The sequence below is a fragment of the Nitrosospira multiformis genome (genome assembly GCF_900111585.1).
In the GTDB taxonomy this organism is placed as follows: Bacteria; Pseudomonadota; Gammaproteobacteria; order Burkholderiales; family Nitrosomonadaceae; genus Nitrosospira; species Nitrosospira multiformis_B.
This window is the reverse complement of record NZ_FOHI01000008.1, coordinates 25,467-41,345: the sequence shown is the minus strand read 5'-3', so window position 1 is coordinate 41,345 and position 15,879 is coordinate 25,467. Positions and strand designations below refer to the sequence as shown.

The window sequence follows — 15,879 nt, the reverse complement described above, 5'->3', positions numbered from 1 at the left end:
TAAAAATCAGAGGTGCATAATGAGTGCAGAGAATATTGTTGGCGTCACTAGAGAGAAAGTGTCAACACTCGGGAGCTCCGAGCCGCCAGATGATCGTTTCTGCGATTTGGTAATGAAGGGGGGGATCACGAGTGGGGTGGTATATCCGCGTGCCATCAGTTTGTTATCACATCATTATCGCTTCAGGGGTATCGGGGGCACCTCAGCCGGTGCAATAGCAGCTGCAATTACCGCAGCTGCTGAATATCAACGCCGAGAAAAAAATGGCTCTCGCAAAGGTTTCAATCTTCTTGAGAATCTTCCTAGGCAACTGGGAAGCGAGGCAAAAAAGGGGAAACGCAAGCTTCTCAGCCTGTTTCAGCCGCAGCCAAGTACACGTCGGTTATTTGCAGTATTAGTCAGAACCCTAAACAAGGGCAGCACAAAAAGCCGGTGGTTCAGTGTATTCAAGGGATTGCTGATAGCGTATTGGCCTGCGACCGTACTTTCGATAATAGTAACGTGGGCAATTGCTCAAAGCGGAGCATGGTTTGCTGCATTTTTACTACTGGTCATTGCACTGCCGCTGAGCATAGGCACTTGGGTTTACTTGGACATTACGGAGAAAATGGTTGCCAATGGATTCGGATTGTGCAACGGAATGTCCGAGGAAAAAGATGTTGACGCTCTTACACCCTGGTTGCACGACATGATTCAGAAGGCAGCGGGACTGGGCAAGGAGGATGACCCTTTAACGTTTGGTGACCTATGGAATGCAAAAGGATTTCCACCTACTTGGATCAAGATACCAGAAGGGGTAACAAAGCGTTCCATTGATCTCCAGATGTTTTCAACCAATCTTGCTCACGGACGGCCATACGTTTTTCCATTAGCCGAACCAGAAACTGGAGAGAGTCGCTTCAAAGGCCACGAGCGATTGTATTTTACTGAAGCGGAAATGCGGCAGTATTTTCCTCCTGAAGTCGTGAAGTGGATGGTGGATCATTCTCCTACGGAGATAGAGAGAAAAAGAAAGGAAAAATCAACTCCGGGGGAAGAGACAAAGGAAAAGACACTGTCAGTAGAAGACGGAAAGGACATGCTCGAGTTGCCAGAACCAAAGAATTTTCCCGTGCTGCTGGCTACGCGAATGAGCCTTGCTTTTCCATTCTTAATCTCGGCCATTCCCCTATATGCTCTAGATCCTGATCTCTCACCAGAGGAGCGGAAGTTTCACCGGTGCTGGTTTTCAGATGGAGGAATCAGTTCAAATTTTCCTATCCATCTTTTTGATGGCTTGGTTCCAATTTGGCCTACATTTGGGATCCATTTAGAACCCGCAATAGATGGCCAGGAGGAATCTTATTTACCATCTATATATGATGAAGGTTATGCGGAATCCTGGAGTCTGTTTGCGGAGAAGGTTGAGCCCGCTGGCAGGTTAGGGGGATTCATCAGCGCGATCGTTAATGCCATGCAGAACTGGAACGACAATACCGTCAGGCTTATGCCCGGCTTCAGGGATCGTGTCGCCCGCGTAAGGCTTAAGGAAGGAGAGGGAGGCATGAACCTGGACATGGAACCCCCTATAATCGACACGCTTGCTGAGCGCGGTAAGGCCGCCGCTAATAAGCTCATCCAATGCTATGCAATTCAACCCTCCCAGGGAGAGGAAGCACCAGGTTGGGACCAGCATCGTTTTGTTCGATTCAATAATCTTCTCATGATGATGAAAGCGAGGACCCCCGGTTTAGTGGAAGCACTTGGTAACGACTGCAGGTACGCAACAAAGCTGGAGGATTTGCTTCAAAAATTCAGTTGTGCCACGGATGAAAGTGGGATGCTGACTCCTCCACCTGGTTATGAAGAACCAATGACTCAGAAAGAAAAGGATGCATATAAAAGGTTAGTAGCTGCTTTAAATGCCTTGGCGACGGAAATGCTCGAGGTGGAGAATAATATTCCATTCAAACCAATTCCCAAGCCGGAACCAGAGCTTAGGGTTAGACCCCCTCTGTAGTTTGTCCCTAATCCGCTTGGTGCCTGCTTGGGGCCTCGTTGGGTTCGGTCGGCTTGATTCTGACCTGCCGCCTCACGACCATCTTGCGCCGTCTGGGCAATTTTGAGCGAAGCCGCAGCTGCTCTTTGCTAAAAAGCTACGCCAGGTATTTACCCAGTTGCCAGCCTTCGCGCTTGAGAAGCACATGGATCGTCGAAGACAAGTCGTTCTTCTCTATTTTTTATACCTTGCCAGGATGATTTTTTCCTGAAAACCCCTTCGCCTGCCGCTTCTATTGAGGGGTTATATCAGCTTCCACGCTTTCGCCACGTAGAGTGTGGGACAGGGCTGCGGTAATTTTTAGATCTGCAAATTTTCCTATCATTTCGGGCGGACCGGGAAAATTGACCACCCGGTTATTATCGGTGCGCCCGCTCAATTCGCCGGGATCTTTTCTGGACAAGCCTTCCACCAGAACGCGTTGTATTGTCCCAACCATCCTGACGCTGATCGCTTGCGCCTGTAGCTCCACTTTTTCCTGCAACCGCTGCAGCCGCTCCAGTTTGACCTGCTGCGGCGTAGTATCTTCCAATCCGGCTGCTGGGGTCCCCGGACGGGAACTGTAAATAAAGCTGAAGGAACCATCGAAGTTCAGCGCCTCGATCAGTTTCATCGTTGCCTCAAAGTCTGCTTCGGTTTCCCCAGGAAAACCGACAATGAAATCAGAGGTAATCGAAATGTCTGCCCGGGCAGCACGCAACCGGCGAATGATCGATTTGTATTCCAGCGAAGTGTAGCCTCGCTTCATGGCCGCCAGGATGCGATCCGAACCAGACTGAACCGGCAAATGCACGTGACTTACCAGCTTGGGAGAAGTCTTGTAAGCCTCGATGAGGCGAGGTGTGAATTCCCTCGGATGAGAGGTGGTATAACGAATGCGTTCGAGACCCGGGATTTCATGGAGATATTCCAGCAACAGCGCAAAGTCGGCTAATTCGCCCTCTTTTGCATATTGCATCCTGCCGCGATAGGCGTTGACGTTTTGTCCCAGCAGAGTTACTTCCTTGACACCCAGATCTGCCAGACTCGCGATTTCCGTCAGGATATCGTCGAGCGGACGTGAGATTTCCTCACCGCGTGTATAAGGAACCACGCAAAAGCTGCAATACTTGCTGCACCCTTCCATAATGGACACGAAGGCGGTCACGCCCTCCGTGCGCGCTGGCGGCAGATGATCGAATTTCTCGATCTCGGGAAAAGAAATATCCACCTGCGGCTGGCCCGTAATCTGACGCGTCGAAATCATCTGTGGCAACCGGTGCAGCGTCTGCGGACCAAATACCAGGTCTACATAGGGCGCGCGTTTGACGATTTCCGCCCCTTCCTGGCTGGCCACGCATCCGCCCACGCCTATCAACAGATCGGGATTGGCCGTCTTGAGATGTCTCACGCGCCCAAGGTCATGAAACACCTTTTCCTGCGCTTTTTCCCGCACCGAGCAAGTATTGAAAAGAATTACGTCAGCCTCGGTGGGATCATCCGTTTTTTCCATGTGCTCCGCATCACGCAGCACGTCCGCCATCTTTTCCGAGTCATACTCGTTCATCTGGCAGCCAAATGTTTTGATGTAAAGTTTTTTTGCCACGACCTTACTTGCTGTTTCAGTAAATCATGATGAGCGCCAAGGCAATTTGCAATTTAGAAGTGTCCGGGCGATATCGTTCCTGACCGGAGTTACCCGCTGTTCCTCAGTCCGGCGGCAACTCCATTGATAGTAAGCTGGATGGCGCGTGTTACCGCATCTGTAGCGTCTCCGGACCGGTATCGGCGCAACAGCTCCACCTGCAAATGATTGAGTGGATCGATATAAGGGGTACGATTGCGAATGCTGCGCGCAAGCGTGGGATTATCCTGCAATAGTTCAGTTCGGCCGGTCACGGCAAAAAGCCATTTCACGCTAAGTTCCCATTCTTTTTGTATCCGCCCGAAAACTTCACGCCGCAGTTCCACATCCGTAACCAGTTCAGCGTAGCGCGAAGCAATACCCATGTCAGTTTTGGCCAGTACCATGTCCATATTCGACAGCAATGTCTGCAGGAACGGCCAGGCCTGATACATTTTCTGCAGGAGTCCCAGTCCGTTGTCGCCCCTGCCTTCGCGTTGCACGAACATTTCCACGGCTGTGCCGAAACCATACCAGCCGGTAATCATCGCGCGGTTGACACCCCAGCTGAACGTCCATGGAATGGCGCGCAGATCCTCTATCAGGTCGGATTTTTTGCGGGAAGGAGGACGGCTGCCGATATTGAGTCCCGCAATTTCCTTTATCGGAGTCGATTCCTGAAAATACCGGTTAAATCCAGGGGTTTCATATACTAGGCTGCGATAAGCCCGCAGGGCATCGCCTGCCAGTACTTCCATGACCCCATAATATTCATCCGCGCATTGGCCAAGCGTATCATGGCTCAGCAGCGTTGCCTCGATGGTTGCTGCGACCAGTGTTTCCAGATTACGCCGTCCGATCTCCGGATCGGAATATTTGCTGCCGATGACCTCGCCCTGCTCGGTGATGCGTATCTGTCCGTTGACGCTCCCCGGCGGCTGCGCCAGTATTGCCTGATAACTGGGTCCGCCGCCGCGGCCGACTGTGCCGCCGCGTCCATGGAACAGCCGCAGCTCGACTTTATGCTTGGCAAAGACCTTTGTGAGTTCGGTTTCGGCCTTGTAAAGTTCCCAGTTGGCTGCGAGAAATCCGCCATCCTTGTTGCTATCGGAGTAGCCGAGCATCACCTCCTGAACGTCATTGCGCGAATCCACCAGCTTGCGGTAATAAGGGATCGAGAACAACTCATCCATGATGCGGGCACAGCCACGCAGGTCGGCAATGGTTTCGAACAACGGAACAATATTGACATGCAGGCAGGGTTTTTCTCCTGCGCGCAGCAGCCCTACTTCTTTCAACAGCAGCGCAACTTCCAGGATATCGGATATGCCATCAGCCTTGGAAATGACGTAATTGGGCAATGCCGCCGGACCAAAGCGTCGATGGATTTCGGCCGCCGTCTCCACGATATGCAATTCACTCTGGGCAAGCTCCGAATAGTCGAGGTAAGGCGAGCGCAGGAGACGCGGACTGCTGACCTCGGTCAGGAGGCAGCGCACACGTTCCGCTTCCGGCAAGTCTGAATAGCCTTTCAGGTTGGCGCCGCGTTCGAACAGTTCGGCCACGACCTGCTCATGAATGTGGCTGTGCTGACGCATATCCAACGGCGCGAGATGAAAACCGAATACTTCGGCCGCCCGCCGCACGCGGCGCAGATCGCCCCGCGCCAGTAACTCCGACTTATGCTGTTCGAGCGAATGGATGACGATATCGAGATCGCGAACGAGTTCCAGGCTGTCAATGTAAGGCTCCGCCGGACCGACCGGACGCCGTTGCCTGATTGCATGACCAAGCCCCATGCTGGTGGCAGCGAGCCGCGCGTAAATACCGATCAGGGCGCGTCGATAAGGCTCATCAGCGCGACTTGGCGCCCGATCCGGCGAAGCCTCAGCCAGCGCCGCCAAGGCATCATCCACGTCGACCAGGCGATCAGTCAGGCTTAACCGGCGGCCGATCCGGTGGACCTCGCCCATGTAAAAATCCAGTGCCAGGGCGGATTGCCGCTCAGCGGCGTGCAGTAATACCTCATGAGTAACGAAGGGATTGCCGTCGCGATCGCCGCCTATCCAGCTGCCAATACGAAGAAACGGAGGAACACGGGGGGCTTTATCGCCCATCCGGCGTTCAAGCAGATCTTCGATTTCCGCATACAGATGCGGCACTTCTGTAAGAAAAGTGTAGTGATAATAGGCCAGGCCATTTTTGATTTCGTCATATACGGACAGGCGCGCCGAGCGCAGCATGCGAGTCTGCCATAATATCTGAATGTTGGTGCGCAATCCTTCTTCGTTCTTGCTTAGCTCATCCGGCGTGAGCTGCACCCGGTCGCGCTCGTTCAACAGGCGAGCAATTGCCAATTGGCAATCAAGTATGCTTCTCCGCTGCACTTCCGTCGGATGGGCCGTCAACACCGGCGAAACGAGCGCTTTGTCAAAGAACCGGCCAAGAGTTACGCTGCTTGTTTCCTTGGAGAAAACCAGATCGAGCGCGCGCGCCACACTGCCTGCCTGCGGTTGCGACCGGGCTAGAAGGTAGCTGCGCCGCCGGCGGTTGTGATGCATATCCTCGGCTATGTTCGATAGCTGCGAGAACTGGCTGAATGCGCGAACCACTGCTTCGGTAGCCTTGTTGCTCAACTGATTAAGCAGCCTGTCCAGTTCCTGCCGCGCCTTCGGATCCTGGTCGCGGCGAAACCGGATGGCTGTCTGGCGAATGTTTTCCACCAGATCAAAAGTAGGCTCGCCCTCCTGTTCACGCAGGGTATCGCCCAGCATGCGTCCGAGCAGGCGGATGTCCTCCCGTAGAGGATCATCCTTCGGCTCCTTGTCATGGATGTAATTAGGATTAGTATCAATACTTTCGCTTGGGGAAGCGAGCGATGCCATAAACAACCTCTTCTCTGGAAGATGGGGGCTCATGCCCTAAGTACTTACTTAGTTTGGCACTTCAGTTTGCTACTTCAGTCCGGCTTTGGCATCCACCATGGTAAAATAAGCGCCGGCAGGATTTCCAAACTTTTGTTTATTTTAATAGGAATGCCTAATTCATCCGCACTCACTAAAATAGTTATCGCGACACGGGAAAGCGCCCTTGCCCTGTGGCAGGCCAATTTCATCCGGGATCGACTGGCAGAATTATACCCGCAAACGGAATTTCAAATATCCGGAATGACAACCCGGGGTGATCAGATTCTTGATGTGACGCTATCCAAAATTGGTGGAAAAGGTTTGTTCATCAAAGAACTGGAACAGGCGCTGGAGGACGGGCGCGCTGACATCGCCGTGCATTCGATGAAGGATGTGCCGATGGATATGCCGATCGGATTCGCGCTGGCAGCGATCACGGAGCGTGAAGATCCGCGGGATGCATTTGTCTCCAACAAGTATGCGACGCTGGATGCGCTTCCGCCGGGGAGCGTGGTGGGCACTTCCAGTCTTCGGCGTGAAAGCCAGTTGCGCGCGCGCTTTCCTCATTTGCAGGTGCAGCCGCTGCGGGGCAACGTCCAGACGCGTTTGCGCAAGCTGGATGAGGGCCAATTCGCAGCGATCATTCTGGCGGCAGCGGGATTGAAACGACTGGGACTTGCGGATCGTATCACGGCGCTGCTAAGCCCCGATCTCAGCCTGCCCGCAGTAGGGCAAGGCGCTTTGGGTATTGAGTGCCGTGCAGATCGCTCGGATTTGATCAAGCTCATGGAACCGCTGCATCATATTCCCACTGCGCGCTGCGTCGAAGCCGAGCGCGCCATGAGTCGCGCCCTAGGTGGCAGTTGCGAAGTGCCATTGGGAGGCTTTGCCGAAATCAAGGGAAATGTGCTTAGGCTGCGTGGATTTGTCGCCAGCCAGGACGGAATACGCATGATAAGCGATGAACTGAACGGGAGTCCCGATGATTGCGCTTCGATGGGAGCGCAGCTGGCAAAGAACCTGAAGGCAAAGGGTGCGGAAGAGATTCTGGTAGCGCTGGAATCGAAAGCGGTTGAACCCGTGAGCCATCCGTGAGCAAGCCGCTGACCGGGATCCATATCCTGGTCACGCGTCCTTCCCATCAGGCGGGGGAGCTTGCTGAGAAAATACGAGCAGCAGGTGGAGAACCCTACCTGTTTCCGGTCCTGGAGATTCAGGATATCTCCGACCCGCGTCCATTGCTCGAATTGATCGAGCGCCTGGACGAATTCTATCTGGCGATTTTTGTCAGCCCCAACGCCGTCAATAAGGCGATGAACGTTATATGCGCGAAACGTGCATTGCCGTTCGATCTCAAAATTGCGACAGTCGGTCAGGGCACTGCCAGAACATTGCAACGATTCGGGGTGAGCGGAGTAATCGTGCCTGCGGTGCGATTCGACAGCGAAGCCTTGCTCGATATGGCAGAATTGAATCATATCCATGTAGCGGGCAAGCGCATCATCATTTTTCGGGGCGACAACGGACGCGAACTGCTGGGGGAAACGCTGAGGAAACGCGGCGCTTTTGTCGAATACGCGGAGTGTTATCGCCGGATACGGCCGGAAGTGGAAGTTGCACCGCTTCTCGCAGCCTGGGCGCGTGGTGAGATGAATGCGGTTACCGTTACCAGCAGTGAAGGGTTGCGCAATTTATGGGAGATGGTGGGCGACTCAGGTAGAACATGGCTTGAAAACATGCCCTTGTTCGTTTCCCATGAGCGCATCGCGGGGGTGGCGCGGAAATTGGGATTTAACCGCGTGATTGTTACTGCTGCCGGAGACGATGGGCTGGTGGCGGGTTTGCAGGATTATTTTTCCGGCCATATTGTTGCTCCTACGCAATCATGAGCGTGGAAACTCAGTCTGCTGATATCGATCGACCGCAGAAAGCAGGGGCGAGATGGCTTGCGCACGCCAACCCCCTGCTGGTTTTTGCTTTGATTCTGATCCTGGTTTTCGCTTGGCAGTGGTACGACACGCGCAGCGAAATCGCAGGGCTGCGGCATGAGCTGGCAAGACGGCTAGCCGAGGCAGATACTTCAGGCAAGGAGGCGCGTAATACCGCAGCTGATGCAGTCGAAGCGGGACGCCGTGCGGAAACGAAGCTCGACCTCCTTGAAGACAAACTGGCTGAATCGCAGAGCCAGCAAGTTGCCCTGGAAGCGCTTTACCAGGAACTTACGCGAAGCCGCGATGAAGCAATGCTGGAAGAAGTGGAGCAATTACTGCTTATCGCCAATCAGCAACTGCAACTGGCAAGCAACGTCAAATCCGCACTGATTGCAATGCAGGAGGCGGATAGCCGGCTCCAGCGCACTGATCGTCCGCAACTGGCTTCTTTGCGAAAAACCATTGCAAAGGATATGGATCTGCTGAAATCGGTGCCGTATGTTGACACCACGGAAATCAGCCTGCGCCTGGATAATCTTGCCGCCTCCGTCGATACGCTGCCGCTGGCAATGGAGTTTCGACCCCCTGAGAGTGCCTCTTCCCCGCTTTCCGTTCCCATCTCTGAAAATGTATGGCTGCGTTTTCTGCGTCAAGTATGGGAGGATTTCAAACAACTGGTGCGGATACAGCATATGGACAGCCCGGATGTCGCCCTGCTGTCGCCATCGCAAGCGTATTTTCTGCGCGAGAATTTGAAGTTGCGGCTGTTATCCGCGCGGTATGCGCTGCTTGCGCACAACGGACCCAGCTTCAAGGCTGACCTCGATGCGTCCAGGGAGCAGATCAGGCGTTATTACAACACTCAAGCCCAACCCGTCGTCGATTTCCGGGAAGCATTGCAGCAATTGGGCGAGACTGATATCGGCGCTGAGTTGCCGCGCATCTCGGCAAGTCTTGATGCGGTTCGTAACTACAGGTTGACGCGAGACCGGGGAAACAGGTGAAGGGGGCGTTCTGGCTTCTGGCCCTGTTCATGATTGCCGTGGCGGTTACCATCGCTGCCACTTATAACAGCGGCTATGTGCTGATTGTCGCCCAACCTTATCGTATAGAGCTGTCGCTCAACCTGCTGGTGTTATTGCTGCTGGCCATCATTTTGATGGGTTACCTGGGGATGCGGCTTATTGCATTTACCGCTCGGCTGCCTGCCGAACTGAGTGAATTTCGCACCCGCAGACGTCGGGAAAAGGCTCTGGAAGGAACGCTGGACGGTCTCAAGGCGTTTTTCGAGCGGCGGTATGCGAAGGCGGAGAAATCCGCCGCCACCGCCCTGAAAATGGAGGATTCCACCGCTTTCAGCGCCATCAATGCCATCGTTGCCGCGCGCTCGGCCCATGGATTGCGAAATTATTCCCGGCGGGACGAGTTCATTGCCCAGGCCGAAACCAGCGCGCCGCAAGAAGTGGCATTGCGGCTGATGACGCAGGCTGAATTGCTTCTGGACGAACATCGACCTGAAGAAGCGCTCGATCTGCTGCACCAGCTGCCCTCCGGCGAGTTGCGCCGACATCCGGGTGCGCTGAGGTTGGAGCTGGAAGCCCAGCAGAATGTTGGAAACTGGGATGTCGTGCTTGAACTGATCGGCCAGCTGGAACAGCGCGATGGTCCTGAGGCCGACCTCATAAAACAACTGCGGTGCAGAGCGCACATAGAGAATCTCAGAAGCAGAATGTTGAATCCGCAGGCGCTGAAGGAGTATTGGGAGAACCTATCCCCGTCGGAAAAAAAGGATGGCAAAGTCGCTGCTGCTGCCGCGCGCGCGTTTTCTGCAACAGGAGACTGCGCCATGGTTCATCATCTGGTCGAGCAGAGCCTGGAGAGTCAATGGGATTCGGAATTGGCAAAGCTCTATGCGGAATGCATCGGCAGCGATCCCTTGCGGCAGATAGAACGTGCCGAGGCATGGCTTGAAGGGCATCCCAGTGATGCATTCCTGCTGCTTGCTCTGGGAAAGCTCTGCGTCAATGCGGAACTGTGGGGCAAGGCTCAGAGCTATCTTGAAGCCAGTCTATCGGTCAAACCGGGATATGCGGCGCACCTCGCGTTGGGACAGCTGAATGAAAAGCTCGGGCAGCCCGAACTGGCAAGGGAGCACTACGGCAAAGGATTGGAGCTGGCTGTAAGGCAGCTGGAACGGCCGCAAGGGCCGAATAATGCCATGGAATAGTGCCGGAAGCCGTTCAGCTTCGGTTCCATTCTCGATGTCGCTTCGGAGAGCTGGGAAGAGGACGCAAGGAAGAAAACGTCACGCTTTTGCCGGACTTGCTGAAGTGGTTGAAGTGATTGAAGTGGTGAATGCATCCGAAAAGAATTCTTCTTCCGGAAGGCCGCGCAAGCGCGTGAAATCCCTGTGAGCGGCCTCGACCATTGCCGGCGTGCCGCAAGCATACACCTGATAGCCGCTGAGATCGTCGAAATCCTGCAGCACAGCCTGATGCACCAGGCCGGTCCTTCCGTTCCAGTTGTCAGAGGGTAGCGGCTCCGACAGCACAGGAATAAAAGTAAAATTGTCATGTTCCTGTTGCCAGCTTCCTGCCAGTTCGGGTGCATACAAGTCAGCTCTGGTACGGTTTCCCCAATAGAGCACGATCTGCCGCTCATGGCCGCGGGGACTGCGCCCGTGAAATACATGCTCGAGAATGCTCTTGACCGGTGCAAATCCTGTGCCGCTGGCGACAAAGATGATCGGCTTATCCGAGTCCTCGCGCAGAAAGAACGTGCCGAGCGGTCCTTCAAAGCGGAGAATATCCCTCTCCTTCATCTGCATGAACACATGCTCGGCGAATGCACCGCCCGGATAATTACGCACATGTAACTGAAGCAGCTCATCGTCATGGGGCGCATTGGCCAGTGAAAAACTGCGGCGCTTGCCATTTTTCATCAGGATGTCGATATACTGCCCCGCCAGAAATTGCAGCCGTTCGTTGGTGGGAAGCTTGAGGGAGATGATCATCACATCGGGTGCGACCCGTTCGAGCTTCTGCACCCGGCATGGAAGGGTTTTGATCTTGATATCCTTTATGGCGCCGATTTCGCGGCATTCAATGACAAGTTCCGAGAGGGGTACAGCCCGGCAAAACAATGCCATTCCCGCCTGTTTTTCCGTTTCCGTCAGCGCGCTCTCGTTATAGCTGCCGAAATCCACTGTTCCCTGTATGATTTTGCCCTTGCAGGTTCCGCAAGCGCCATTGCGGCAGCCATAGGGGAGCGGAAAACCTTCCCGGAGCGCAGCCTGGAGAACAGTCTCGCCGGGTTGGGCGAAAAACCTGTGTCCGCTCGGCTGGATGGTAATTTGATGAGACATCTGATTACGATTACGGATGATCCAGCAAAAATAAAAATGGAATGTCGGTAACTAACATGAAAACGATAAAGCGAACACTCTTGATCGTGGGTTGTGGTGATATCGCTCTGCGTGCGGCTCCCCTGCTGCTAACACATTACCGATTGCTGGGCCTGTACCGGAAGCCCGAGCAATGTGCTTCGCTGCGTTCGCTGGGGATTACGCCTGTATCCGGCGATCTCGACATACCCGACAGCCTTGATAAACTTGCGGGTGCGGCAGATGCCGTTTTACATCTTGCTCCGCCTCCTGCCCGCGGTCGCACTGACACCCGTACCGCACATCTTCTGGCGGCCCTGACAAGGCGACCAAAAATGAAGCGCTCAATGTTACCACAACGCTTTATTTACATCAGCACCAGCGGGGTATATGGGGATTGCAAGGGGGCCCTGGTAAACGAGACGCGGGCGATCAATCCTCTGACGGAACGTGCAGTGCGCCGGGCGGATGCGGAAAGGCGTGTTCGCAACTGGGGGTTGCGCAACGGTGTGAATGTTTCGATTCTTCGTGTACCCGGGATTTATGCCGGCGATCGCTTGCCGCTCGCGCGCCTGCGTGAGGGAGCGCCAGTGCTGGTGTCGGAAGATGATGGTTATACGAATCATATTCATGCGGACGATCTTGCGCGCATCGTCGTTGCTGCGCTCCGATATGCGCGGCCGGGCAGGGTTTACCATGCGTGCGACGATTCAAACCTGAAAATGGGCGAATATTTCGATCTGGTAGCGGACCGATTTACTTTGCCGCGTCCTTCGCGCGTTCGTCGTGCCGAAGCAGAAGGCTGCATCGCGCCCGGCATTCTCTCATTCATGCAGGAGTCGCGACGGCTGACCAATATGCGGATCAAGCAGGAGTTGCGCGTACATCTGCGCTATCCCACAGTCGCGGAGTGCCTGTACGCGGCGGGATAGACCGTAAAGCAGGTAAAATAAATCCATTTTCGATGGAAGCAAACAGATGCCCCAACCGCTCCAACCCCCCTCCGATCCGGAAACGGGATACATACTTGTCATTACCGGTCTTCCCGACAAGGCGCAGGCGGTCTCGCTTGCGCATAAGCTGATCGAAGAGCGCTTGGCCGCCTGCGTCAACATACAGGGCGAGTGCACTTCCATCTACCGCTGGCAAGGCAAAATGGAAAGCGGGGTCGAGGTACCGGTCTTTATTAAAACGGTTGCGCAGCATTATTCTGCAGTGGAGCGTCTGATAAAGTCCATGCACCCCTACGAACTCCCTGAAATCGTTGCTGTCCCAATAAGCAGCGGATTGCCCGCATATCTGCATTGGATTTCCGGCGAAACGTCGAATCCGGATAAAAATTGAAGAGAATCTGGTTGTCATGCCCCTGAACCGATATAGCCGATATTTCCTGCTGTTTCTCTGCCTTTTCAGCACAAGCGTCTTTTCGGAAGAAGGAAAAACTTCCGGATTTCTTTCGGGTTTGCAGCAACTGCGCTCGACCCTTGGCCAGGATCAGGAGGAGCAGGAATTGCTGCCCCCTGACGAGGCTTTCAAGCTGAAGGTTAAGGTACGGGACGCAAATACGCTTGTGGCGCACTTCGAGCCGGCGAAGAACTACTATCTTTACAAGGATAAAGTTGCGTTCAAACCGCAGACCCCCGGAACCACCGTCGAAAACATCTCCCTGCCACAGGGAGAGATGAAAAGCGATGTGACCTTTGGGGAGGTCGAGGTTTTTCACGAGCCGTTTGAAGCGCTGATTTCCCTGAAGCGGAATGCGTCTTCTGACAACAAGGTGACTCTTGTTGCCACTTATCAGGGTTGCAACGAGCCCATCGGTGTCTGCTATGCGCCCATAAGCAAGGTAATCGATCTGACGCTGCCGGTTGCAAAGGCAGCGGGGGCGGTCGCCAATGCAATGAGCACCGATGCATCCGCCGCAACAGGTACCGCTGGAGTACGAGTTGACGCAACTGACGAGTTGTTCCAGTCGAAGGACGGTTCGGCTGCCATTGAGACAGAATCGGTGGAAATCGAGAGAATGTTCCAGACCGGCAACTTCTGGCTGATTCTCACCGGCTTCTTCGGTATTGGCCTGCTTCTCTCCTTTACTCCCTGTGTATTTCCCATGTTCCCCATTCTGTCCGGCATTATCGCCAAAGGGGGACAGCACGTTACCAAGCAGCGCGGCTTCATCCTGGCCCTGGCCTACGTACTTGGAATGGCCATTACCTATGCTATCGCCGGGGTGGCAGCGGGACTCTCCGGAGCAATGCTGTCGGCAACCCTTCAGAACGCCTGGGTACTTGGCGCATTCGCACTGATCTTTGTAACACTCGCATTTTCCATGTTCGGGTTCTATGAGCTGCAGCTCCCCACCTTTTTCCAGAGCAAGATTTCGGAAGAGGCTGGACATCTCAAAGGGGGGCACCTGACCAGTGTATTCGGCATGGGTGCCTTGTCCGCACTGATTGTCGGACCGTGTGTGGCAGCGCCTCTTGCAGGCGCGCTGCTGTATATCAGCCAGACCCGGGATGTAGTGCTCGGGGGTTCGGCGCTCTTTGCCATGGCACTGGGCATGGGCTTGCCCTTGCTGTTGCTGGGTGCTTCCGCCGGCGCCCTCTTGCCGAAAGCAGGTGCATGGATGGAAGGAGTCAAGCAGTCGTTCGGGGTATTGCTGCTGGGGGTGGCAATATGGCTGATATCGCCGGTGATTCCTGCCGTGGTACACATGCTGCTATGGGCCGCCCTGCTGATCGTGTCGGCCATTTACCTGCATGCGGTTGACCCGCTGGGGCCGGGTGCTCCCGGTTTTCAGAAATTCCTCAAGGGGGTGGGCATGATTGCCCTGCTGACAGGCATCGCCTTGCTCATCGGCGTGTTTTCCGGCAGCCGCGATATCCTGCAACCTCTTTCAAAGCTGAATATTTCAGCGGCTGACATGGAAGGCGTAAAAAAGGACGGTATCAACTCAAACGAGCATTTGCCGTTCCAGAGAGTAAAGTCGGTAGCGGAACTGAATCAGCAGATCCTCCAGTCGAGAAACAAATACGTAATGCTGGATTTTTATGCAGACTGGTGCATCTCCTGCAAGGAAATGGAGCGTTTCACCTTTACCGACCCAGCTGTCCAGGCACGATTGAAAGACGTTGTGCTGCTGCAGGTTGATGTGACAGCAGGTACGCCTGAGGACATGGAGCTTCTCAAGCGCTTCAAGCTGTTCGGGCCTCCGGCCATTCTCTTCATGGACAAAGAGGGGCGTCAAGTTCCCAACGTCAAAATCATCGGCTATCAGGATACGCCGGCTTTTCTGAAAATACTCAACGCGGTGCTGATCTAGCTTTCCCCCAGCAGCGTAATTTAATTGATCCGGAGTGCGCACAGGCAAGCCGAACTCGTGAGTTGCGGTCGCCGAGTCAGGATTTGAAGCTTATTTTTCTCAGGAATAACAATGACAAAATTGCGACAGGTATTGTTGTACACGGGTGTTGCCATACTTGCGGTGGCAGCAGGAGTCTTATTGCGCGGCCAGTTGGCGAGCAATGATGTGGCATCCCCTCCTGATGCCGCCGTCGCTACTAAAGGTGCTGAAGCGATACTGGCGGCGAGTTTTCCTGATCTCGAGGGAAATATCCAGCCTGTTTCCCAGTGGCGGGGAAAAGTCATGGTGGTGAATTTCTGGGCGAGTTGGTGCGCGCCATGCCGCGAGGAAATACCCGAGTTTATCTCCTTTCAGGACAAATTTCGTGATAAGGGACTGGTCTTCATAGGCATTGCGGTGGATCAGAAAGAAAGGGCGGCAGCATTCAGCAAGGAAATGGGCATCAATTATCCGGTGCTCGTGGGAGATATGAAAGCGATGCAGATCGCGGGTGCTGCGGGAAATATCCAGGGTGCGCTGCCTTTTACCGTCGTGATTGACCGGAACGGTAAAATGATCGGTAGCAAACTCGGTCGGCTGAGTGAGAGCAAGCTCGAATCCATGATCGGACCTTTACTCTAGGGAATCGCTGAAAAAATCCGTCGCAGGCGCGGAA

12 protein-coding genes are annotated in these 15,879 nt (G+C 54.4%); 9 read left to right on the top strand and 3 right to left on the bottom strand.

Annotation, left to right across the window (positions count from 1 at the left end; all coding sequences use genetic code 11):
- Positions 1-19 precede the first annotated feature (19 nt).
- On the top strand, positions 20-1,999 hold the full coding sequence (locus BMW46_RS12025; RefSeq protein WP_074708906.1) for a patatin-like phospholipase family protein: 1,980 nt from the start codon (positions 20-22) through the stop codon (positions 1,997-1,999).
- Positions 2,000-2,270: 271 nt separating this feature from the next.
- On the opposite strand, the gene miaB is transcribed toward BMW46_RS12025, so the two are convergent.
- Both miaB and ppc read right to left on the bottom strand, forming a co-directional pair.
- Entirely contained in the window at positions 2,271-3,623 is a 1,353-nt protein-coding gene (miaB, locus tag BMW46_RS12020; RefSeq protein WP_074708904.1) for a tRNA (N6-isopentenyl adenosine(37)-C2)-methylthiotransferase MiaB, read from the bottom strand.
- A gap of 89 nt (positions 3,624-3,712) precedes the next feature.
- On the bottom strand, positions 3,713-6,526 hold the full coding sequence (gene ppc, locus BMW46_RS12015; RefSeq protein WP_074708902.1) for a phosphoenolpyruvate carboxylase: 2,814 nt from the start codon (positions 6,524-6,526) through the stop codon (positions 3,713-3,715).
- Positions 6,527-6,676: 150 nt separating this feature from the next.
- Here ppc and hemC point away from each other — a divergent pair, with 150 nt between their 5' ends.
- Genes hemC through BMW46_RS11995 form a run of 4 tightly spaced genes read left to right on the top strand, consistent with a single transcriptional unit; the run spans position 6,677 to position 10,705 of the window.
- Entirely contained in the window at positions 6,677-7,642 is a 966-nt protein-coding gene (gene hemC / locus BMW46_RS12010) for a hydroxymethylbilane synthase (RefSeq protein WP_074708900.1), read from the top strand.
- A complete protein-coding gene (locus tag BMW46_RS12005; RefSeq protein WP_074708899.1) occupies positions 7,639-8,436 on the top strand; it encodes a uroporphyrinogen-III synthase in 798 nt (265 codons plus the stop codon). Before hemC ends, BMW46_RS12005 begins: the two co-directional genes overlap by 4 nt.
- Positions 8,433-9,482, top strand: coding sequence for a uroporphyrinogen-III C-methyltransferase (locus tag BMW46_RS12000; protein ID WP_074708898.1), 1,050 nt, complete (start codon positions 8,433-8,435; stop codon positions 9,480-9,482). Before BMW46_RS12005 ends, BMW46_RS12000 begins: the two co-directional genes overlap by 4 nt.
- On the top strand, positions 9,479-10,705 hold the full coding sequence (locus tag BMW46_RS11995) for a heme biosynthesis HemY N-terminal domain-containing protein (RefSeq protein ID WP_074708896.1): 1,227 nt from the start codon (positions 9,479-9,481) through the stop codon (positions 10,703-10,705). The genes BMW46_RS12000 and BMW46_RS11995 overlap by 4 nt, the downstream gene beginning before the upstream one ends.
- A gap of 78 nt (positions 10,706-10,783) precedes the next feature.
- Here BMW46_RS11995 and BMW46_RS11990 read toward each other — a convergent pair whose 3' ends face one another.
- A complete protein-coding gene (locus BMW46_RS11990; protein ID WP_074708894.1) occupies positions 10,784-11,842 on the bottom strand; it encodes a CDP-6-deoxy-delta-3,4-glucoseen reductase in 1,059 nt (352 codons plus the stop codon).
- 56 nt (positions 11,843-11,898) lie between these two features.
- On the opposite strand from BMW46_RS11990, the gene BMW46_RS11985 reads away from it, so the two are divergent.
- From BMW46_RS11985 to BMW46_RS11970, 4 genes are all read left to right on the top strand, one after another.
- Positions 11,899-12,792: an SDR family oxidoreductase gene (locus BMW46_RS11985; RefSeq protein WP_074708892.1), complete on the top strand. Its 894-nt coding sequence runs from the start codon at positions 11,899-11,901 to the stop codon at positions 12,790-12,792.
- Positions 12,793-12,838: 46 nt separating this feature from the next.
- Positions 12,839-13,204, top strand: coding sequence for a divalent-cation tolerance protein CutA (cutA, locus tag BMW46_RS11980; protein WP_074708890.1), 366 nt, complete (start codon positions 12,839-12,841; stop codon positions 13,202-13,204).
- 16 nt (positions 13,205-13,220) lie between these two features.
- Entirely contained in the window at positions 13,221-15,182 is a 1,962-nt protein-coding gene (gene dsbD, locus BMW46_RS11975; RefSeq protein ID WP_074708888.1) for a protein-disulfide reductase DsbD, read from the top strand.
- Between the two features lie 111 nt (positions 15,183-15,293).
- Positions 15,294-15,845, top strand: coding sequence for a TlpA disulfide reductase family protein (locus tag BMW46_RS11970; RefSeq protein WP_074708886.1), 552 nt, complete (start codon positions 15,294-15,296; stop codon positions 15,843-15,845).
- Positions 15,846-15,879 lie beyond the last annotated feature (34 nt).

Bases quoted from the DNA above. Each gene is read 5' to 3' on its own strand.
- BMW46_RS12025 (WP_074708906.1), top strand. From the start codon at position 20: ATGAGTGCAGAGAATATTGTTGGCGTCACTAGAGAGAAAGTGTCAACA.
- ppc (WP_074708902.1), bottom strand. From the start codon at position 6,526: ATGGCATCGCTCGCTTCCCCAAGCGAAAGTATTGATACTAATCCTAAT.
- hemC (WP_074708900.1), top strand. From the start codon at position 6,677: ATGCCTAATTCATCCGCACTCACTAAAATAGTTATCGCGACACGGGAA.
- BMW46_RS12000 (WP_074708898.1), top strand. From the start codon at position 8,433: ATGAGCGTGGAAACTCAGTCTGCTGATATCGATCGACCGCAGAAAGCA.
- BMW46_RS11990 (WP_074708894.1), bottom strand. From the start codon at position 11,842: ATGTCTCATCAAATTACCATCCAGCCGAGCGGACACAGGTTTTTCGCC.
- BMW46_RS11985 (WP_074708892.1), top strand. From the start codon at position 11,899: ATGAAAACGATAAAGCGAACACTCTTGATCGTGGGTTGTGGTGATATC.
- cutA (WP_074708890.1), top strand. From the start codon at position 12,839: ATGCCCCAACCGCTCCAACCCCCCTCCGATCCGGAAACGGGATACATA.
- dsbD (WP_074708888.1), top strand. From the start codon at position 13,221: ATGCCCCTGAACCGATATAGCCGATATTTCCTGCTGTTTCTCTGCCTT.
- BMW46_RS11970 (WP_074708886.1), top strand. From the start codon at position 15,294: ATGACAAAATTGCGACAGGTATTGTTGTACACGGGTGTTGCCATACTT.